We start from the raw sequence: 24,799 nt of genomic DNA, 5'->3' as shown, positions 1-24,799 counted from the left end.
TAACATAGTTCTAAATAAATTTATTTAGAACTTTAATAATAGCATTAAAACGCTATTGTAATCATTTAAAAACCAAGTCCAATTCAAAACGGGGAATTCGATAAAGGCATTTTAATAAAGTATATGTTGCAATAATTGTAAGATTATTAATTGATATAAGAAGAAAATTTTAAGTTTTTTAAAAGTATATGAAAAAAAAATTACCCCTATTTTTTTTGCTATTACTTATTGTAGGTGCAAATCTTTTTGCTACAACAAAGTATAGTAAAAGTTACATCGATAGTTTAAAAGTTGTTAAGAAAACTGAAGTAACACCTAAGTTAAAAGCGACAAAACTTAATTCTAATAAACAATTTCGTAGCTTTAAATCTTTATCCAAATTCGATAAATTAGAAGATAACTTTACTCCTGTAAAAGAGCAACGTTTTACTGATGAAGGTTATCAATTTATATCTAACGATTCTACAAAAAATAAGAAATGGTTAGATATGGCTGTGAACACCTTCGATGTAATTGAAGAAACAGGGAATTTTATTGATGTCATTACTAAAGATGGTTTAGCACAGTTACCAGTGGCAACAAAACCTATGAATATTAGTAATGTAAAATATACCATGGGAATTGCAAAAGCTGTTTTCAAACCTGCATTTACGGAGTTAACAGTATTCTTAAAAATAGAATTTCCTAGTAAAAATGAAAAAAGAGGAAAGCAAGAATTAATTCTTGGTGCTTCAAATGTAAAATTATCACACGAAGGAGGTATTATAGGGGATGCGAAACTTCATTTAATTTCACAGTTTACGACAAATTTTAATAAAGGTTCAATATTACTTACATTAAAAGGAAGTTTTGAACAACCTGGAACATACGCAATTATTGACTGTTCTGGTTTTAAGGAATTAGGTTTAGATGCGAATATCAAATTTGCAAATGGTTTATTACACCCTGTAGACAAAAATGGAAAGAAAAAGATAGGTTATGTAGAAGCCGATTTTAAAACTTCAATTTCAGATTGGAATGATATGGTTGTTAACATTTCATTACCTGAGTTTGGAGTTAAAGGGTTAGAAGGAACTACTTTTCAATTAAATACAGCTGTATTCGATTTTAGTGATTTGCGAAATGACGAAGCAACACCAGCAGCATATTTAAATAAATATTACAAAGAAGAACCTACTTTATGGAGGGGAGTTTATGTAAAATCTTTGAAAGTAATTTTACCGCCAGAATTTAAAATTAAAGGTGGCGGTAAAGATAGAATTGGATTTGGTGCCACAGATCTTATTATCGACGGACAAGGAATAACCGGTAAATTTATTGGTGAAAATATTTTAAGTTTAAATGAAGGTGATGCTTCCGGTTGGGATTTTTCTTTGGATTATTTTATGTTAGATATTGAAACTAATAATTTAAAGGCTGGAGCTTTTAATGGAAAGTTAGTTTTACCTGTTTCAGAACTAGATAGCTTAAAATATAGTGCTGTTTTTCAACCAGGAGAATATAAATTAAGAGTTGAAACTGAGAAAGAAATCAATTTTGATCTTTGGGATGCGGCAGATGTTCACTTAACTAAAGATTCTTTTATAGAGATGCATGTCAAAAATGGTGATTTCAGACCTAAAGCTTCATTAAATGGATCTGTAACAATTAGAACATCACCAGGGAAGAAAAAACCTAATAAGCCGAACAAAGATAAAAAAGATAGTTCGATCAGTTTTGAGGGAATAGTATTTGAAAAAATGGTGATTCAAACTGAATCCCCCATGTTTTCCGTCGAATATTTTGGAACCAAAGGGAAACTCGGACTCGCCGGTTTCCCGGTTACGATTAATGAAATAGGCTTACGAACCCCAACTGATACTCGAGCAGATTTAATTATAGATCTTTCTGTTAATTTAACCTCAGAGTCTGACGGTGGAAATGGAGGATCAAGTAAACTTGTAATTAAAGCAAAACAAGAAGATAGAAAATGGAAATTTGATGGAGTTACTTTAGAAAAATTATTCATTCAAATGGATGTGGCTGGTACACAATTAAGAGGAGCTATATTTATTTTTGATGACGATCCTACCTATGGAACTGGATTTGCTGGGGCGGTAGGAGCTACATTTAATAAAGGTTTAGAAGGTTTCCAAGTTGACGTAAAAGCATTATTTGGACGAACAGAAAAATTTAGATATTGGTTTGCAGATGGTCAAGTAACTATTCCTTCAGGGGTTCCAATTTTTACAGGATTCGCATTAAATACCTTCGGAGGAGGGTTATATAACAGAATGAAGATGGCTGGTGTAAGTAATCAAAATAACGCTGCTTACGAACAAATTGGAGCATCAACTTCTGGTGTAATTTACGAACCTTATGAAGATAATGCTTTCGGAATGAAAGCATCAGTAGGTATTATTACACAAAATTCTGAAGATTTATTTCACGCTACTGTTGAATTTGGAATGGCATTTAATCGTCGAGGAGGATTACAAGAAGTATACCTAAAAGGAAAAGGAGAGTTAGTATCTCCATTACCAGATAGCTTTTATGATGATGTTATAGGAAACTTAGATAAAGTTTCTCAAGATATTGAAAATCCTTATTTACCTGCACAGGAAACATCAGCAGCAATTGCAGCTAGCTTATATATAGGTTACGATTTTGTAAATGATATCTTTCAAACTACTGCAGAAGTTTATATTAACTTAGGTATTGTTAGAGGAGTCGGAAATTACGGTAGAGCAGGTTGGTTAGATTTTTATGCGTCTCCAGATGAATGGCATTTATTAATTGGTACACCTCAAGATCGAATAGGTATTACTATCGATCTAGTATTGTTAGAGATGAAAATGGGGGCTTATTTTATGACTGGAGATAATTTACCAGGAAGTCCACCACCACCACCACAAGTAGCTGATATTTTAGGTTTAGATATAGCCGATTTAGATTACATGAGAGAGCTTAATAATCTTGAATCTGGAAAAGGATTAGCGTTTGGAGCAAGTTTAAGTGTAACAACAGGAGATTTAACATTTTTAATTTTTTATGCAAGGTTTGATGCAGGTGTAGGATTCGATATTATGGTAAAAGATTATGGGGATGCTCATTGTAAAGGATCTTCAGAGCCTATAGGTATGAATGGTTGGTATGCAAATGGTCAGGCATATGCATATCTCCAAGGAGAATTAGGATTAACATTTAGATTATTTGGGTTTAAAACTAAAATTCCAATTATTAGTGGAGGAGGAGCTGTATTATTACAAGCAAAACTTCCGAACCCATCTTGGTTTAGAGGATATTTAGGAGGGAAATTCAATTTATTAGGAGGACTGATTAAAGGTAGTTTCCGATTTAAAGTAGAACTTGGGGAAAAATGTGAAATTGTTGGAGGAAGTCCTATTGATGATATTGTAGTAATCAGTGATTTAAAACCTAAAGATGGAAGCGTTGATGTTGATGTTTTTGCTGCTCCTCAAGCTGTGTTTAATTTACAGGTAAATAAAGTTTTTGAATTACCAGATGAAACAGGAGATAGAAAGTACAAAATATTAATGGATGAATTTTCCATAACTAAAGATGGACAAAAAATTGAAGGAGAAGTAAAATGGAGTAATAATAATGATGCTGCAGCTTTTTATTCTCATGAAATTTTACCACCTAATTCAGATTTAAAAGCATTTATACAATTACACTTTGAGGAGTTTAAAAATGGTCGTTGGGAAGTGATGCAATCTGGTGGAAAAAGAGCACTTGAAACTAAAGAAGTAAACTTTACTACTGGAGAAGCTCCTAAAACAATTCCTTTAACAAACATAGAATATATGTATCCAATTTTAGGTCAAAAAAACTTCTTTATTGAAGAGTATAATAAAGGATATATTAATTTAAAAAGAGGTCAAAGTTATTTATTTGATGCAGTTCCAGATTGGGATAAAACAATGCTCATGTCTTCTGAAACTGGAAATGTTTTAAAAAAATCATTTACCTATAGTTCTGCAAAAAAACAGATTGTATTCCAATTGCCTGAAGGAATGAACAATAGTACAGCTTATACTACTAGTATAAAGTTAATTTCTGAAGGAAGTTCAGTAGGAGATAATATATCAGAAACATATAACAAAAAAGATTTAGATGATAGTTCAGAAAATTCTGTAGAAGTTAAATCTAAACAAGCAGATGGAGATGTTACAAAAGATGGAGAACGAGAATTATTAGTGTATGAATTTGAAACTAGTAATTACGATACATTCAATAAAAAGATGAACTCCATTAATATTACAAAAGATTTATATGATCATGTTATATATCCTTATGGTATTAGCTTGCTTGCAAGTATTAAACAAAATGAACCATTTGATCTGGTTGAATTAGTGGGGAATGAGTACACTGCAGGCAAACCAGTTGTTGTAGCGACTGCAGTTTTAGATGATTCATATTATAAAAAAACAATTTATCCATTATTGTATGCTAATTATCCTCTTGAAGGAGAAATTTCAGTAACAAGAAAGACGGAAGAAATTGGAGTTCCACCAGTAGAAGCCTTGCAACCACTTGCTTGGTATATTACATATTTAGAAAATGAGTATACAGGTGAAACAAGTTTATATTTTCCTTACAGTTATAATTTAACAAACTATTATTGGTATGATTATGAAGATTTATCATATCAATTATTGAATTCAAATATAGCATGGAGAAGTAATCCAAGATATAGAAAAATGCTTTCTGAAGCATTTCCTTATATGAGAAAAGGTAAGTATAAAACTACTTTTAAATATGTTTTACCAGGAGGTATACAAGAAGGAAAAGAAAGAGTAATTAAATATGTAAATCCTATTAACGACTAGAGGAATGAAGATGTATAGGTTGTTAACATTATTATTAATAATATTTAAAATTAATAATGTTTTTTCACAAAAAGAAATCGTAGCAGAAGAACCAGGTGTAAAAGCTATTGCAACTGTAAACGAAAATTCGATAATGCTTCGTTGGGGAGTCAATACTCCTTCAGCATGGAAAAAAGCAAACAAATATGGTTTTACTATTGAAAGGAAAACTATAGTGTCCAATAATGAGATTTTAGACAATCCTATATTAAAAAAACTTACTTCAACTCCATTAAAACCTAAACCAATGATGGAGTGGAAAGAATTTACTCAAAAAAACACAAATGCCGCTATTGCTGCTCAAGCATTATATGGAGATAATTTTGATGTTGAAATGAATAATGGAGGTAATGGTATTATTAGTATTTTAAATCAAGCACAAGTATTAGAACAACGTTTTATTTTTGCTATGTATGCTGCTGATCAAGATTATGAAGTAGCTAAATTTTCAGGTTTAGCTTTTGTTGATAGCACAGTTAAAGAAGGTGAACGATATTTATATACAATAAAGGTAGCTGAACCAAAAGTAAAGGTAAGCATTAAACATGGCGGGGTTTATTTAGGATTATCAGATCAAAGACCGTTACCAAAGCCAAAAGAATTTGTTGGAGTTTTTAAAGATAAAACAGCAATTTTAACATGGAATTATGCTATAGTTAAGAGATTTTTTACCAATTATATTATTGAAAAATCTGAAGATTTAGGAAAAACATTTGTACCATTATCAAATACACCTATAACTAATTTAGGAGAAAGAGAAGTAAAACCTTCTAATAGAATGATGTATGTTGATAGTTTGTTTCAAAATGATAAGACATATCAATATAGAATTAAAGGAATATCTCCATTTGGTATCGAAAGTCCTTATTCTAATATTGTTTCAGGAAAAGGAATAACTCCATTAATTCATAATCCTTTTATTACTGAAAATAAATTTTTAGAAGACGGAACGGTAGTTTTACAATGGGAATTTCCTAAAGAAGGTTTACAAACTTTAAAACAATTTGAATTATTAAGATCAGATAAGCCTAAAGGAAATTATTTCTTAGTTAATAATCAGATAAGTAAGGGAACAAGAAGTATAAAATTAGCAAATTTAAAGCCAATTAATTACTATAAAGTTGTAGCTGTTGGTACAGATGGAACTAGAAGAGAATCTTTCCCTAAAATGATTCAGCCAGATGATAGTACACCACCTGCAATTCCAATTGAGATCGTTGGAAAAATAGATACGCTAGGTATTGTTACATTAAACTGGAAGCAAAATACAGAATTAGATTTTCTTGGGTATAGAGTTTTTAGAGCAAATTTAAAAGACGATGAGTTTACTCAAATCACTTTTAAACCCATAAAAAATAATCAAATTGTAGATACTATCAATATTAAAACATTAAATAAGAAGATATATTACAAAATACAGGCTTTAGATAAAAGGTATAATCCTTCAAATTTTTCTGAAGTTTTAGAATTGAAAAGACCAGATATTGTTCCTCCTTCACAACCCGTTTTTTCTTCGTTTAATGTAGATAATAGTAAAGTAATATTAACATGGGTAACGAGTTCTAGTCAAGATGCTGTAAGTACTTTAGTTTACCGAAAAGAAAGAGGTACTGAATTACCATGGCAACTTTTAGCAACAATTATGTTACCTAATAATAAATTTACAGACACTAAAACAGAAGTTGGTAAAAATTATTTATATACAATTTTAACTGTTGATGATTCAGGGTTAGAATCTGAACCAGTTACTCCATTGAAAGTGAAAATTTCAGATAATTTGCCTAAACCAGAGATTAATAAATTCGAGGCTTTTGCTAATAGAGAAGAAAAATTTATCAATCTGAATTGGAAATATTCTGTTGAAAATATCGAAGAGTTTATTTTATACAAAGGAGAAGAAGGAAAACAACCTACTATGTATAAAATTTTTGATAAAAACACTACTAAGTTTAAAGATAAAGAGCTGTTAATCAATACTAACTATGAATATTTGCTTCAGGCTGTTTTTACATCTGGAGCTAAATCACCTATTAAAAAAATTGAATTAAACTATTGATTATGAAAAGAAATTTACTATTAATTTTATTGTTGTTTTCCATATTGGAAATATTCTCGCAAGAGTATAAATTGACGTATAGGTTTAGATTAGAACATACACAACTTCAAGATATTTGTACTAGTAGAAACAATTATGAATTAGCAGCATATTTAAATAGTGGACAAAAAGTAGTTTTAGAAAAATTTGGGCCTAAAAGTTATTTTTCTAATATAGATGTAACTAAAGATATAACATTTCAAAATAATGACAAGATTAGTTATGTAAGATTTACATCATATGTTAATGATGAAAATAGTTGGGGAGGATGCCACTCCGGAGATTATTCTGATGTTAGATTTGATATAACTAATTATCCGTGTTTTGAAGGATCAAGATCAGGGTTTATGAGGAAAAACTTAAGAACTATCCATAGTTATTTTAAGTATACAATAACACCTGTAACTAAACTTTCATATGCAGATAGTTCTTCTCCTAATATAACAAAACTAGTATGTGAAAATGATAAAATAGCAATAAATTCAATACCTGGCTTTGATAATATTCATAAAAATAATATTTATAGATGGGAGTTTGAAGATAATGTTAATACTGTATTAACTAAAACGGATGAGTATGAAGCTTTACAAATAGCTATGGAAACTGCTTTCGAAGTTTATGCTGAATGTGAAACCCTTAATAATGATTCAGGAAATCCAATATTACCAAGAACAGGAAGTGCTCCTCCGAATCAAAAAGATGCTGAAAAAGAGTTAGTAAATCGCGTACCTATTTTAGGAGGAGGACAACCAAGTCCAGGTTGTAGAAGGTGGTACGATAGATATATTCAAGCTTTAAATGCTTATAATAATTATACAGGAGAAAAATACTATCCTAGATCAATATGGCGAAGCTTAAGTTCTATCACTGGACAAAGTAGTGTTTCTCTAGGTTTATCTGATTTTTACTCTAGTGAAGTAGATCAAAATAAAGCTCTTAATAATAAAAAAATAAGAGTAAGAATGAATCCCTCATGTAATGGAGATAATGATATTTCAAATATATTAACACTTCAATTTTTACCTGAGCCTCCAAAAGCAGCAAAACCACCAACTTTTGATTCGCCTAGCTGTTCTTATGATGAAGTAAAAAACTTTACTTTATTTTTTGCTAGAAAACTATTTGATAGTGAAGAAATAAATATCTCATTAAAGAAGAAACTTCAAGATAACTCAATTGTTACATGGAATGTAAATACCAATATAACTACTTTAAATGAAGAAAGTGATGGTACATATAGTTATTCATGGCAAAGGGATACTCATCCTGATAGGTTAGGTAATTTAATTGTTGATGGTGATTATTATATAGAAGTAACTGGTTATAGAAGAAATAGTTTTGGAAACTTAGTGCAGAATTGTGAGGCTTTAAAATTTCCAAATAACGGAAATTCATTTTACGAAATAAGAACACCTAAACCCGTACTTTTTCTTTCGGTAACTTTAAATCAAAATGAAACATGTCCTGGGAAAAATGATGGTCAAATAAAAGTAAAAGCTTCAGGAGGCTCAGATACTTATAAAGTTTATGTTGACGGAACTTACAAAAAAACATTTTCAACTTCTTCTGTAGGAGGAGTAGCAGAAACTATTATAGAAAATTTATCTCCAGGAAACAAAAGGGTTACTATACTAGACTCTAAAAATTGTCAAGCTAGAAATGATAGTAATATTGAAATTGTAAAGAATGTTACGATTAATGCCGCAACTCAAATAGTACAAAGCGCAGTACCATCTTCAGCGGTTACTCATCCTTCTGCTGTAAATAATAATGACGGAACTATATATATAAGTAGTGTAACTGGAGGTACAAGATTAAGTGGTAATAAATATAAATATATAATTATATTAAATGGTAATACTTCTACGGTAACAACTGAGAAATTAGGAGCTGCAAGTGGTTTCACAATAACAGATTTACCAGCAGGTACACACATCATAAAATATACAGATGCTAACAATTGTTCTAAAGAGTTTACATTACCTACAATAATAAAACCAGATCCTGTTGATTTTTCTTTAACTCAAATTAAAGCAGATTGTTTTGAAGGAAATGGTAAATTAACTATTTCAAATATTTCAGGAGGTTATGAAAAATATACGGTAATTATAAAAAGAGGAACAACAACATTAAAAACTATAAATAATGTAGTTAGATCATCTACAATTACTGAAAATTTAAAGAAAGGTACTTATACAGTAATTATTAAAGACTCAAGAAATGGAGAAAGAACAAAAAGTATTACTGTCCAAGAAGCGTCTGAAATTGTTATTAAAGATGTAGTAATCGTATCTCCTATAAAATGTTATGGAGAAAATGCTACACTTAAAGTAGTAGCTGAGGGTGGAAAATCCGGAATAATTTACGAATATGGAATTTACGAATCAGGAACTATAAAATGGCAAGATGAAAACTCTTTTTCAGTAAAAGCCTCTTCTGTTGGATATAAGTTTAAAGTTAGAAATAAAAATATACCTAGTTGTACATCACAACTTTTTGAATCTAAAAAAATAGATCAAAACCCTGAATTATATGTAGATCCAAACCCTAGTGTAACTCATAATAATGTTTATAATCAAAACTTGGGAAGTATTAGTTTAAATGTTAGTGGAGGAACTAATAGTTATACAATAACTTGGATAAAAGATGGTGTTAGTATATCTAAAGAAGGAGCAACAATTACTGGGTTATATGCTGGTGATTATATAGCTACAATTAAAGATAGAAATAACTGTACTATAGTAACTAAAAAGATTATTGTTACACAACCTCAAGAGCTAAAAGTTTCTGTTACTATACAAAAACCAATAACTTGTAATGGAGAAAAAGGAATTTTAAAAGCAAATCCTACAGGAGGAAAAGGTACATACAGGTTTGAATGGTATAAAAATAATAACCTAATTTCTGGATCAAATACAATTACTTTCGAAGGAAAATCTGGAGATTATTATGTTAAAGTTTATGATTCATATATTTCTAAATCTAGTACTAGTGTAAATTTAGGAGAGCCTTCATTAATAAGTTTCACATTAAAAAAGACAGATATAAGTTGTTATAATTTAAATGATGGTAAAATAGAATTATTAATTACAGGAGGAAAAGCACCTTATGAATTTTCAATAGGTAATACAACTAATTTTCAACCAGTTTCTAGTTTAAATAATAACACTATTGTTAATAGAAGTAATGGAACTTTTCAAATTTTTATTAAAGATAATTTAAACTGTATAAGCGCTCCAAAATCTGTAACGATAAATAGACCTTCACAATTAGTACTTGGTTCTCCAAGTATTATCCATAACGATATTATTAATCAAAGTAATGGTTCTATTTCTGTAAACGTAACAGGAGGAAGTGGTAACTATAATTATGAATGGATTAGCAATAAAGATGGGGCATTTACCGGAGCAAATTCTGCTATCATTTCTAATTTACCTGCTGCAATTTATACAGTAAAAGTTAAAGATAAGATTAATAATAATTGTTTTGTTACGGCTAATTATGAGGTAAAAGAGCCATTACCTCTTAGTGTTACATTAACTCAAACAAAATTTATTCAATGTAATGGAGAAGCTTCAGCAGAATTATTTGCTAAAGTTGAAGGTGGATATCCAATTAATTCTTCACCTTCAGATTTTGAGTATAAATGGTATAAATTAGATGGAAGTACATACACTTTACTAAATTCTAGTAATTTAAAATTAGATCGATTATCAGGTTTAGAAGCTGGAGATTATAGAATCGATATTAAAGATGCTAAAGGAATAACCACATTTAAAACAATAAGTATAAATCAGCCTTCAGAAATTAAAATTTCTTTAAAAGAAAAAATAGATGTTTTCTGTTTTAACGGAAGTAATGGAGAAATTAAAATAGATGTCGTAGGAGGTATGCCTTTTGATACATCTGGAGGAACTGAACCTTATTCTTTTAAATGGATTAAAAAAGGAGATACGAATTACACAAATACAGATCAAAACATTAATAATCTTAAAGCAGGAGAATATTTTGTTGAAGTTACAGACAAAAATATTTGTACTAAGGCTTCTTCAACATTCATAATTACCGAGCCTGCTAAAGCATTAAAAGTAACAAAAGCAGAGATAAAAGATTTAACTGGTTTTGAAAAAGGAGATGGTAGTATTGTAATTGAAGTTGATGGAGGAACTACTACTAATTATAAATATGAATGGAGGTTAAAAGACCAAACCAACATTATAAGTACAGAAAAGAATCTTGAAAATGTTCAAGTTGGAACTTACCAATTAACATTAACAAATGAAAAATGTACTGTACTTTCTGAGCTTTATACAATAAATCAACCTCAAAAGTTAGTTATTGATGAAATAGTTAAGACAGGAGAAATAAAATGTAATGGTGATGAATCAGTTGGTTTGTCAGCAAAAGTTTCAGGAGGTGTTAAGTTCGATGTATTTGAATATGTATATTCATGGAAAAAAGAGGGTGAATCAACAGAGTTGAGTAATACTTTTGAACTTTTAAATAGAGGAGCTGGTAATTATGTACTTACAGTTAAAGATAAGAATGAAAATGTAGCATATAAAAAAGTTACTATTGTAGAGCCACCAGTTTTAGAAATTACAGAGTCAAATACTACAGTTTCTCATGTTTCATGTTTTGGAGGAGAAGACGGATCTATTAAAGTTGAAGCAACAGGAGGAGTTGGAGATTACTCATATAGTTGGAGTAATGGATTATCAGGAAATGAGCTTAATGGACTAAAAGCAGGAGAATATATAGTAAAAGTAATCGACAAGAATTTAGTTTGTGAGTTTGAAAAGAAGATAGTTATAACTGAACCACTAGCAGCTTTAAGTATAAAAGATTATACTATCACAGATGTAAGTGGCTTCGATTTATCTAATGGAGGTATTTCTATTGAAGTAGAAGGCGGAACTTCACCTTACACTTATGAATGGACTGATGCTTCTAATGCTACTTTATCAAACCCTTCTGCTAATTTAACAGGAGTTAAAGCTGGAGTATATACAGTTAAAGTCACTGATGCAAAAGGATGTGAAATTACGCCAAATCCTACTTATACAATTGACCAACCAGAAGAATTAGAAGTTAGAATTAATAAAAATGATATTCCTTGTTTTGGTCAAAAAGGAACAGCAATAGCTAATGTCACAGGAGGAGTTAAACCTTATACATATTCATGGATTGAAAAAGGAGAGACTTTAGAGTTAAGTGCTACATCAGAATTATTGAATATTAGTGGTGGAGTTTATGTCATTCAAGTTGAAGATAAAAACGGAAATAAAGTAGCACAAGAAGTTACTATTGTAGAGCCACCAGTTTTAGAAATTATAGAGTCAAATACTACAGTTTCTCATGTTTCATGTTTTGGAGGAGAAGACGGATCTATTAAAGTTGAAGCAACAGGAGGAGTTGGAGATTACTCATATAGTTGGAGTAATGGATCATCAGGAAATGAGCTTAATGGACTAAAAGCAGGAGAATATATAGTAAAAGTAATCGACAAGAATTTAGTTTGTGAGTTTGAAAAGAAGATAGTTATAACTGAACCACTAGCAGCTTTAAGTATAAAAGATTATACTATCACAGATGTAAGTGGCTTCGATTTATCTAATGGAGGTATTTCTATTGAAGTAGAAGGCGGAACTTCACCTTACACTTATGAATGGATTGATGCTTCTAATGCTACTTTATCAAACCCTTCTGCTAATTTAACAGGAGTTAAAGCTGGAGTATATACAGTTAAAGTCACTGATGCAAAAGGATGTGAAATTACGCCAAATCCTACTTATACAATTGACCAACCAGAAGAATTAGAAGTTAGAATTAATAAAAATGGTATTCCTTGTTTTGGTCAAAAAGGAACAGCAATAGCTAATGTCACAGGAGGAGTTGAACCTTATACATATTCATGGATTGAAAAAGGAGAGACTTTAGAGTTAAGTGCTACATCAGAATTATTGAATATTAGTGGTGGAGTTTATATCATTCAAGTTGAAGATAAAAACGGAAATAAAGTAGCACAAGAAGTTACTATTGTAGAGCCACCAGTTTTAGAAATTACAGAGTCAAATACTACAGTTTCTCATGTTTCATGTTTTGGAGGAGAAGACGGATCTATTAAAGTTGAAGCAACAGGAGGAGTTGGAGATTACTCATATAGTTGGAGTAATGGATCATCAGGAAATGAGCTTAATGGACTAAAAGCAGGAGAATATATAGTAAAAGTAATCGACAAGAATTTAGTTTGTGAGTTTGAAAAGAAGATAGTTATAACTGAACCACTAGCAGCTTTAAGTATAAAAGATTATACTATCACAGATGTAAGTGGCTTCGATTTATCTAATGGAGGTATTTCTATTGAAGTAGAAGGCGGAACTTCACCTTACACTTATGAATGGACTGATGCTTCTAATGCTACTTTATCAAACCCTTCTGCTAATTTAACGGGAGTTAAAGCTGGAGTATATACAGTTAAAGTCACTGATGCAAAAGGATGTGAAATTACGCCAAATCCTACTTATACAATTGACCAACCAGAAGAATTAGAAGTTAGAATTAATAAAAATGATATTCCTTGTTTTGGTCAAAATGGAACAGCAATAGCTAATGTCACAGGAGGAGTTGAACCTTATACATATTCATGGATTGAAAAAGGAGAGACTTTAGAGTTAAGTGCTACATCAGAATTATTGAATATTAGTGGTGTTGAAGATAAAAACGGAAATAAAGTAGCACAAGAAGTTACTATTGTAGAGCCACCAATTTTAGAAATTACAAATGTAAAAACAACAGATGTTACTTGTTACAAAGGTTCCGATGGGGCTATAGAAATAACAGTAGCAGGTGGTGTTAGACCATATTCTTATAAGTGGGCTCATTCTAGTATAGATTCTCATATATTAAATGATATTCAATCAGATATTTATAATGTCATTATTACTGATGCAAATGGTTGTTCTGTTGAAAGAGAAATTATAATAAATCAACCAGAGGAGTATGCGATTGATAAAGTAAAATTAGCGCGTCCAACTTCTGATACTGTAAATAATGGTGATATAGAAGTTATAATAGTTGGAGGCGAAGCACCATACAAATATGTTTGGGAAAATGAATCTGGTTCAACTATATTAGACGAGTCAACTAATGATAAAACAAGTAAAATAGAGAGTTTATCTGAAGGTATATATACAATTACAATTACTGATGCTAAGAATTGTGTCCTTTCAGAGACTTATAATTTAGCAAATCCAGGAGAGTTATTAGTTTCTATCCAACAAACACAAGAGATTTTCTGTTACGGAGAAAGTAATGCTATTTTAGATGTAATTACTATTGGAGGAGCAGGAGGAAATAGATTCCAATGGTTTGATGCAACAACAAATTCTGAAATCGGATCAGATAAAGAGTTAAAAAATATTCCAGCTGGTAATTACTATGTAATTGTGAGTAATGCAGAAGGTATTGAAGAAAAGAGTTCAATATTTACAGTTACTCAGCCAGAAAAAGTAGAAGTATCGATTAGTCAAGTTAATGCATCTTGTTTTGAATCAAGTAATGCTAGTTTTAAGGTTGACGTTACAGGAGGAACAGGAGTTTATGAGTATAGATACACCAATACTTCAGGGTATACTACTTGGACTTCAATTACTGGAAACTCTATTACAATAGAAAATCTTGTTAAAGGAGATTATAAAGTTCAAGTAAGAGATGTAAATAACTGTTTAGCTACTGATGCAGCTGGAAATTCTGAGTATGAAATTAATATTACTCAGCCTACTAAATTAGAATTCACAAATGAATCTATAGAAAATGTAAGTGGATTCGGATTATCAAATGGATCAATTAGAGTTGAGTTAACAGGAGGAACTCCAGGATATGTTTATCAATGGTTTGATGGAAATGGAGTTTCAATTGGAGGGAACACTACTGTTTTAGAAAATATTCCATCAGGGAAATATCAATTAATTGTAGAAGATACAAAAGGATGTCGTTTAGTTCGAGATTATGAAGTAACGCAACCAGATTTATTAGAAGTATCATTAACTCAATTATCAATTATCAGCTGTAAAGGTTCATCCAATGGTTCAGTAGAGGCTAATGTAAGAGGAGGAATTAAAGATTATACGTATAGATGGTATGAAGAATCATTGTCTACAATTATAGGTTCTACAGATCAATTATCAGATTTATCACCAGGTAATTATTATGTAGAAATCGAAGATGCTAACGGAAATACAGTTCGAAGTTCAGCTATTAAATTTACAGAACCAGAAATTCTTGAGTTAACATTAGCGTCATCATATGTATCATGTGGAATAGGAAATGACTGGACAATAACAAGTACAGTTACAGGAGGAACAGCACCTTACCGATATATTTGGAATAATGGAGAAACAACAGCAGATTTAAATAATATAGTTTCAGGATTATATGAAGTAACAGTTGTAGATGCTAATGGCTGTAGTATTAAAGATGATGTTCGTTTAGTTTCTCCACCAGAGTTTAATTTCACAAATGAATCTATAGAAAATGTAAGTGGATTCGGATTATCAAATGGATCAATTAGAGTTGAGTTAACAGGAGGAACTCCAGGATATGTTTATCAATGGTTTGATGGAAATGGAGTTTCAATAGGAGGGAACACTACTGTTTTAGAAAATATTCCATCAGGGAAATATCAATTAATTGTAGAAGATACAAAAGGATGTCGTTTAGTTCGAGATTATGAAGTAACGCAACCAGATTTATTAGAAGTATCATTAACTCAATTATCAATTATCAGTTGTAAAGGTTCATCCAATGGTTCAGTAGAGGCTAATGTAAGAGGAGGAATTAAAGATTATACATATAGATGGTATGAAGAATCATCGTCTACAATTATAGGTTCTACAGATCAATTATCAGATTTATCACCAGGTAATTATTATGTAGAAATCGAAGATGCTAACGGAAATACAGTTCGAAGTTCAACTATTAAATTTACAGAACCAGAAATTCTTGAGTTAACATTAGCGTCATCATATGTATCATGTGGAATAGGAAATGACTGGACAATAATAAGTACAGTTACAGGAGGAACAGCTCCTTACCGATATATTTGGAACAATGGAGAAACGACAGCAGATTTAAATAATATAGTTTCAGGATTATATGAAGTAACAGTTGTAGATGCTAATGGCTGTAGTATTAAAGATGATGTTCGTTTAGTTTCTCCACCAGAGTTTAATTTCACAAATGAATCTATAGAAAATGTAAGTGGATTCGGATTATCAAATGGATCAATTAGAGTTGAGTTAACAGGAGGAACTCCAGGATATGTTTATCAATGGTTTGATGGAAATGGAGTTTCAATTGGAGGGAACACTACTGTTTTAGAAAATATTCCATCAGGGAAATATCAATTAATTGTAGAAGATACAAAAGGATGTCGTTTAGTTCGAGATTATGAAGTAACGCAACCAGATTTATTAGAAGTATCATTAACTCAATTATCAATTATCAGCTGTAAAGGTTCATCCAATGGTTCTGTAGAGGCTAATGTAAGAGGAGGAATTAAAGATTATACATATAAATGGTATGAAGAATCATCGTCTACTGTAATAGGTACAGCAAATATTCTTTCAGATTTATCACCAGGTAATTATTATGTAGAAATCGAAGATGCTAACGGAAATACAGTTCGAAGTTCAACTATTAAATTTACAGAACCAGAAATTCTTGAGTTAACATTAGCGTCATCATATGTATCATGTGGAATAGGAAATGACTGGACAATAACAAGTACAGTTACAGGAGGAACAGCTCCTTACCGATATATTTGGAATAATGGAGAAACAACAGCAGATTTAAATAATATAGTTTCAGGATTATATGAAGTAACAGTTGTAGATGCTAATGGCTGTAGTATTAAAGACGATGTTAGTTTAGTTTCTCCACCAGAGTTTAATTTCACAAATGAATCTATAGAAAATGTAAGTGGATTCGGATTATCAAATGGATCAATTAGAGTTGAGTTAACAGGAGGAACTCCAGGATATGTTTATCAATGGTTTGATGGAAATGGAGTTTCAATTGGAGGGAACACTACTGTTTTAGAAAATATTCCATCAGGGAAATATCAATTAATTGTAGAAGATACAAAAGGATGTCGTTTAGTTCGAGATTATGAAGTAACGCAACCAGATTTATTAGAAGTATCATTAACTCAATTATCAATTATCAGCTGTAAAGGTTCATCCAATGGTTCAGTAGAGGCTAATGTAAGAGGAGGAATTAAAGATTATACATATAGATGGTATGAAGAATCATCGTCTACTGTAATAGGTACAGCAAATATTCTTTCAGATTTATCACCAGGTAATTATTATGTAGAAATCGAAGATGCTAACGGAAATACAGTTCGAAGTTCAACGATTAAATTTACAGAACCAGAAATTCTTGAGTTAACATTAGCGTCATCATATGTATCATGTGGAATAGGAAATGACTGGACAATAACAAGTACAGTTAAAGGAGGAACAGCTCCTTACCGATATATTTGGAACAATGGAGAAACGACAGCAGATTTAAATAATATAGTTTCAGGATTATATGAAGTAACAGTTGTAGATATAAATGGATGTTCTGTGACTAAAGAAATTGAATTATTAACACCACCAGAGTTAATTATCAGTACAGAACAAATAAATGATCCAAAATGTTTTAATGGAAGTAATGGTAATATTAAAATAGAAGTATCAGGAGGATTGCCTCCATATATTTATGAATGGAACAATGGAAATTCAACTAATACTAATAATAATTTAACTTCAGGAACTTATGAAGTAATTATAACAGATAGTAAAGGTTGTAAAATTTCTAAGGCTTATGTTTTAGCAAATCCAGATGAGATTGAATTTTCTTTAGGAGAGGATGTTACTTTATGTAAAGATCAAACTTATGTTTTAAATGCTACAATAGATAATGGTGTTTCTTATGAATGGTCTTCTACTAACGGATTATCTAGCACAGAACGTGTAATAGAAGTATCTGAAGAAGGAATATATTCTGTTGTGATAACTAATGAAGATGGTTGTATTATTACAGACGAAATTGAAATTAAACGCTCTAAAGATGATATTTCATCAAATTTCTTAGTTTCTTCAATTGCTTTTGTAAATGAGCCAATTGTGGCTGTAAATGTAAGTGATCCGGCTCCAGATGATTCAGAGTGGATTTTACCATTAAATGTTAAACTTAATGAAAAAACAGACGAATTTGTTGAGTTTTATTTTGAAGAAGTAGGAGAGTATGAAATAACTTTATACACTAAAAAAGGAGATTGTGAAGCATTCCAAACAAAAACTGTAATAATTACTGAAAAAGAAATAGGTGATGGTACAGATTCTGAGGGAACAAATGGACAAACTCCATTAATCACTAATTTTAATATCTATCCAAATCCTTCTTCTGGAGTATTTGCTTTAGATTTAGAGTTAAAAGAACAGAGTGATGTAAGTGTTAAGATTTATAGTTTACTAAGTAACGATATGATCGATTATAAGAAAGTTGAGAATGAAAAAGAATACAAGATCGATTATAATTTAAGTATGGTACCAGGTTTATACTTTGTATTAATTGAAACTCAAAACGAAAAAATGGTTAAAAAGATTATCATTAGATAATAAATTATATAAATTTTTAAATAAAAAACTCTGTTAGTGGACATGTTAACAGAGTTTTTATTTTAAAATACTTTATTTCTTTTATATTAATAATCAAAGGATTAAAAACTCTGTTAATAACTATGTTGACAGAGTTTTTTATTTTTTCTAGGTAAATCTTATTTTAGCATACACTTCATTTTTCTCAGATTTTATGGCGCAAGAAACTAAATATACCGAAGATAATATACGATCACTCGACTGGAAAGAGCATATCCGTATGCGTCCAGGTATGTATATTGGTAAATTAGGAGATGGTTCTTCTCCTGATGATGGAATATACATTTTAGTAAAAGAGGTACTCGATAACTCTATTGATGAGTTTGTTATGGGTACAGGAAAAACAATCGAAGTATCTATCCAAGGTAATAAAGTTATTGTTCGAGATTACGGTCGTGGTATTCCGTTAGGAAAAGTCGTCGATGTAGTTTCTAAGATGAATACCGGAGGAAAATACGACAGTAGAGCCTTTAAAAAATCTGTAGGATTAAACGGAGTTGGTACCAAAGCTGTTAATGCATTATCTACATATTTCCGTGTAGAAAGTACGCGTGATGGAAAATCAGCTTCTGCTGAATTTGAAAAAGGAAATCTTACCAATCAAGATCTTTTAGAGGAAACAACGAGAAGAAGAGGAACGAAGGTTACTTTTATTGCAGATGATGCTATCTTTAAAAACTATAAATATCGTCCAGAATATGTAATTCGTTTATTGAAAAACTATGTATATCTGAATCCTGGATTGACTATAGTTTTTAACGGAGAAAAATATTATTCAGAAAATGGATTAAAAGACCTTTTAGAAGATAATAACAATGTTGAGGATATGTTATATCCGATCATCCATTTGAAAGGAGATGATATAGAAATTGCTATGACACATAGCAAAACTCAATATTCAGAAGAATATCATTCGTTTGTAAACGGACAAAATACAACTCAAGGTGGTACGCACCAAGCTGCATTTAGAGAAGCTGTTGTAAAAACGATTCGTGAGTTCTACGGAAAAAACTTTGAAGCATCAGATGTTCGAAAATCGATCATTGGAGCAATATCCATTAAAGTCATGGAGCCTGTTTTCGAAAGTCAAACGAAAACAAAATTAGGTTCTACCGAAATGGGAGACGGATTACCAACTGTAAGGACTTACATTAATGATTTTGTAAAAACAAAATTAGATAATTTCTTACACAAGAATACTGTTATTGCAGAAACGCTTCAAAAGAAGATTTTACAAGCTGAAAAAGAGCGTAAAGAATTATCAGGAATCCGAAAGTTAGCAAGAGATCGAGCTAAAAAAGCAAATCTTCACAATAAAAAATTAAGAGACTGTAGAATTCACTTTGGAGATACTAAGAAAGAAGATTATTTAAATACAACGTTATTTATCACCGAGGGAGATTCTGCATCTGGATCTATTACAAAATCTAGAAATGTAAATACTCAAGCGGTTTTCAGCTTAAAAGGAAAACCTTTAAATTCATATGGTTTAACAAAGAAAATCGTGTATGAAAACGAGGAATTTAACTTACTTCAAGCGGCATTAAACATAGAAGACGGATTAGAAGGTTTACGTTACAACAACATTGTAATCGCAACTGATGCCGATGTCGATGGAATGCACATTAGACTATTACTAATTACATTTTTCTTACAATTCTTCCCAGAAGTAATAAAAGAAGGACATTTATATATTTTAGAAACACCACTTTTTAGAGTTCGTAATAAAAAGGAAACGCATTATTGTTATTCTGAAACAGAAAAACAAGCTGCTATTGCCAAGTTAAGAGGAAAACCAGAGATCACACGATTTAAAGGATTAGGAGAAATTTCTCCGAATGAATTTGTACACTTTATTGGGGAAGATATTCGTTTAGATCCAGTGATGTTAGATAAAGAAATGTCTATCGATCAAATGTTACAATTTTACATGGGAAAAAACACACCAGATCGTCAAAAGTTTATTATAGAGAATCTAAAAGTTGAACAAGATTTAATAGAAGAAAGTTAAAATGAAATTAAATAGAGGCTTAATATTAATAGCTCTTTTTTTTATTTTTCTAATGTTATTTTCAATAAATTTCAACGAGATTACTGATGACGGTAACTATGCAGCTTTTATAACAATAATAGGTCTAGCTATTTTTATATTGTTAAGATCAAAAAAGTAAAAAAATCAAAAATGTACAAACGTTTATAATACATGAGCGAAGAAAACAATAATTACGAACACGACGAAGAATTAACAAACGAAAACCAAGTAGAAAACACAGAGACCATAACTAAGGTTACGGGAATGTATAAAGATTGGTTTTTAGATTATGCTTCGTATGTAATCTTAGAACGTGCTGTTCCATCTATAGAAGACGGATTTAAACCTGTACAGCGTCGTATCATGCATTCTATGAAAGATTTAGATGATGGACGTTATAATAAAGTAGCTAATATTGTTGGTCATACCATGCAGTATCACCCACACGGTGATGCTTCTATTGCAGATGCCATGGTGCAAATGGGACAAAAAGAGTTGCTTATAGATATGCAAGGAAACTGGGGTAATATCTTAACAGGAGATAGAGCTGCAGCTTCACGTTATATCGAAGCACGTTTATCTAAATTCGCTTTAGATGTTGTTTTCAATGCTAAAACTACCGAATGGCAATCGTCTTACGATGGTCGTAAAAAAGAACCTGTAAATCTTCCTGTAAAGTTCCCATTATTATTAGCTCAAGGAGCAGAAGGTATTGCAGTAGGTTTATCTACAAAAATTTTACCACATAATTTTAATGAGTTAATCGATGCTTCGATTAAATATCTTAGAGGAAGAAACTTTACTATAGTTCCAGATTTTTTAACTGGAGGAATTGCGGATGTTTCCAATTATAATGATGGTAAGCGTGGAGGAAAAGTTCGTGTAAGAGCAAAAATTTCTCAGTTAGATAAAAAAACGTTAGTAATTACAGAAGTTCCTTTCGGAACAACAACTTCTTCGCTTATTGATAGTGTTTTAAAAGCAAATGATAAAGGGAAAATCAAAATCAAGAAGATTGAAGACAATACAGCTGCTAATGTAGAAATATTGGTGCATCTACCACCAAATGTATCTCCAGATAAAACGATAGATGCATTATACGCTTTTACAAATTGTGAGAACTCAATTTCTCCATTGTGTTGTATTATTGAAGATAACAAACCTATTTTTATTGGTGTTTCTGATGTATTGAAACGTTCTACAGATTTCACTGTTGATTTATTAAAACAAGAGTTAGAAATTCAATTAAATGAGTTAGAAGAGCAATGGCATTTTTCTTCATTAGAAAGAATTTTTATTGAAAATAGAATTTATCGTGATATTGAGGAACAAGAAACTTGGGAAGGCGTAATTGAAGCAATTGACTTAGGTTTAAAACCTCATACTAAGCATTTAAAACGTGAAGTTACTGTAGATGATATTGTAAAACTTACTGAAATTCGAATTAAGAAAATATCTAAGTTTGATATTGATAAAGCGAAACAATTCATAGAAAGTTTAGAAGAGAAAATAGCAGAGGTAAAAGAATATTTAGATAATCTTATCGAATTCGCTATTGATTACTTCAAAGAACTAAAAGATAAATACGGAAAAGGTAAAGAGCGTAAAACTGAAATCAGAATCTTCGATGACATTGTCGCTACAAAAGTGGTAATGCGCAATGCAAAACTTTATGTGAATAGAGAAGAAGGTTTTATCGGGACATCTTTAAAGAAAGATGAATTTGTTGCAGATTGTGCAGATATCGATGATATTATTGTTTTCCGCGAAGATGGTGTCATGCAAGTTACCAAAGTAGATTCTAAAACGTTTGTTGGTAAAGGAATTATCCATGTAGCAGTTTTCAAGAAAAAAGATAAACGTACAGTTTATAATTTGATTTATAAAGATGGTACTCGTGGACCAAGTTATATGAAACGTTTTAATGTAACTTCTATAACTAGAGATCGTGAATACGATTTAACGAACGGAAATAAAGGTTCTCAAGTATTGTATTTCTCTGCAAATCCAAATGGAGAAGCAGAAGTTGTTACTATTTTATTACGAGCCGTTGGAAGTGTTAAAAAGCTAAAATGGGATTTAGATTTTGCCGATTTGGCAATTAAAGGTAGAAGTGTTAGAGGTAATTTAGTTACTAAACATAGCGTTAAAAAAGTAGAATTTAAAGAGGCTGGTGTATCAACATTAAAACCGCGTAAGATTTGGTTTGATGATACTGTTAGACGTTTGAATGTTGACGAAAGAGGTGAATTATTAGGAGAGTTTAAAGCTGAAGATAAAATCTTAATTGTAAAGCAATCGGGTAAAGCTAAAGCTGTAACACCAGACTTAGCAATGCATTTTGATAACGACATGATTGTTTTAGAAAAATGGAAACCTAATAAACCAATTTCTGCTATTTACTACGACGGACATAAAGAGCGTTATTATGTGAAGCGTTTCTTGTTAGAAAGCACAGATAAAGAAGAAATATTTATCACAGATCACGAAAAGTCACAATTACAGATTGTAGTAACAGATTATCGCCCTATGGTAGAAGTGATTTTTTCTAAGAGAGCTTTACCAAGTATGAAAGTAAATTTCGAAGAATTTATTTCTGTAAAAGGTATAAAAGCAATTGGAAATCAATTAACAGCGGCTAAAATTAGAACGATTAAAACTCTAGAATCATTACCTTATGAAGAACCTGAAGAAGAAAAGGTTGAAAATATAGAGGTAAATGAAGAAGAGTTAGTTGAAGATACTAATGTCACAGAAGCAGATGAATCTTTAGATAAAAAAGAAAAAGCACGTAAAGCATTAGAAGTAGCAATTAAAAAGAAGAAAGAAGGTGATAATGAAAGTCAAACAGCATTATTTTAAATGAAACTAAAGTATTTGTACTTATTCTTGGCAATATTGGGTATGTGTTACACATGGTATTACAATATCCAATATTTTCAAACAGCAGCTGATCCATCATTTTTGAACTTTTTTGCAGATGCAAAAGTCAATTTTGCGGGTAAGTCGTTAAGTGCAGATTTATTAGTAGTTGTTTTAACTTTTTTTGCCTTTTACATACCAGATGCAATCAAATTGAAAGTTAAATACTGGTGGGTTTTAATACCATTAACCTTCATCGTAGCGGTAGCATTTACATTTCCTTTATATTTGTATATAAGAACAAATACTATTGAAAAGAAAAATTTAATTGGATAAACTTCTCACATACGATTTTGACTTAAAAAGCCCTTTAGGTATAACTATATACATTTTTGTTGTTTTGTTAATTTCTTGGGGTATTTCCAGAATAATACGACAGATAATTTTAATAGTTATAAAATCAAAAAAAACTGAACGTTTTGGTAGAACAAGTATTCAATTTTTACGCAATTCAGTAAAATTTTTTGTAGGAATATTTACCTTGTTTTTTATTGTAATGACCGTACCTACTTTACGAAGTAAGGCAACACTAATTTTCTCAGGAGCTGGTATTATTGCTGCAATCATCGGTTTCGCTGCACAAGCAGCTTTATCGAATTTAATAGCCGGAGCTTTTATCGTAATTTTTAAACCTTTTAGAGTTGGTGATTATATTAAACTAGATGAGGCTAGAGTTGGTATTGTTGAAGATATAACTCTACGTCACACAGTAATTAACAATTTTGAAAATAAACGTTTAATCATTCCAAATTCTGTAATTAGTACCGATTCTGTATTAAATCATACTATAGAGGATTCTCACGTGCTAAGCTTCAATAATTTTAAAATAGGATTGCGAGCGAATATAGATTTAGCTCGTAAGATTATTCAAGAAGAAGCAGTAAAACTTCCAATGGTTATGGAAACTGAATCTAGTGATAGCATTGATGTTCGTGTAATTGATATTCATGAAACCTATATTCATATGAGAGCTTATGTTTGGATGAACGAACCATTTCAAGAATTTAGAGGGAAATGTGCTTTAAAAGAAGCTGTTCATAAGCGTTTTATTAAAGAAGGAGTTGATTTACCTATCCCAATTAATAAAGTAGAGAGAATCGATTAAAAAGTCAATTTGGCAATGGTTTTTAAAATATATATGGAATGAAGAGGTAGAATTACCAAAGTAGTA

Annotated in this window: 7 protein-coding genes; all 7 read left to right on the top strand. The window is 30.8% G+C overall.

The features are described from left to right. The first annotated feature begins 215 nt into the window (after positions 1 to 215). Positions 216 to 4,832: a hypothetical protein gene (locus tag ACSIGC_RS03045; protein ID WP_442266688.1), complete on the top strand. Its 4,617-nt coding sequence runs from the start codon at positions 216 to 218 to the stop codon at positions 4,830 to 4,832. Between the two features lie 4 nt (positions 4,833 to 4,836). Beyond that, on the top strand, positions 4,837 to 6,927 hold the full coding sequence (locus ACSIGC_RS03040; RefSeq protein ID WP_442266687.1) for a hypothetical protein: 2,091 nt from the start codon (positions 4,837 to 4,839) through the stop codon (positions 6,925 to 6,927). Positions 6,928 to 6,929: 2 nt separating this feature from the next. Further along, positions 6,930 to 18,635, top strand: a complete 11,706-nt coding sequence (locus tag ACSIGC_RS03035; protein WP_442266686.1) for a T9SS type A sorting domain-containing protein — start codon at positions 6,930 to 6,932, stop codon at positions 18,633 to 18,635. A gap of 193 nt (positions 18,636 to 18,828) precedes the next feature. Beyond that, positions 18,829 to 20,685: a DNA topoisomerase IV subunit B gene (locus ACSIGC_RS03030; RefSeq protein ID WP_442266685.1), complete on the top strand. Its 1,857-nt coding sequence runs from the start codon at positions 18,829 to 18,831 to the stop codon at positions 20,683 to 20,685. Between the two features lie 192 nt (positions 20,686 to 20,877). Continuing rightward, positions 20,878 to 23,568, top strand: coding sequence for a DNA gyrase/topoisomerase IV subunit A (locus ACSIGC_RS03025; protein ID WP_442266684.1), 2,691 nt, complete (start codon positions 20,878 to 20,880; stop codon positions 23,566 to 23,568). Beyond that, positions 23,569 to 23,904 (top strand): DUF2834 domain-containing protein, encoded by a 336-nt coding sequence (locus tag ACSIGC_RS03020; protein WP_442266683.1) that lies wholly within the window; start codon positions 23,569 to 23,571, stop codon positions 23,902 to 23,904. Further along, positions 23,897 to 24,733, top strand: a complete 837-nt coding sequence (locus tag ACSIGC_RS03015) for a mechanosensitive ion channel family protein (RefSeq protein WP_442266682.1) — start codon at positions 23,897 to 23,899, stop codon at positions 24,731 to 24,733. The genes ACSIGC_RS03020 and ACSIGC_RS03015 overlap by 8 nt, the downstream gene beginning before the upstream one ends. Positions 24,734 to 24,799 lie beyond the last annotated feature (66 nt).

Source organism: Tenacibaculum aquaeponti, from assembly GCF_052084715.1.
In the GTDB taxonomy this organism is placed as follows: domain Bacteria; phylum Bacteroidota; class Bacteroidia; order Flavobacteriales; family Flavobacteriaceae; genus Polaribacter.
Note: the sequence above shows the minus strand (reverse complement) of the source record. Positions and strands in the feature narration are given on the sequence as shown.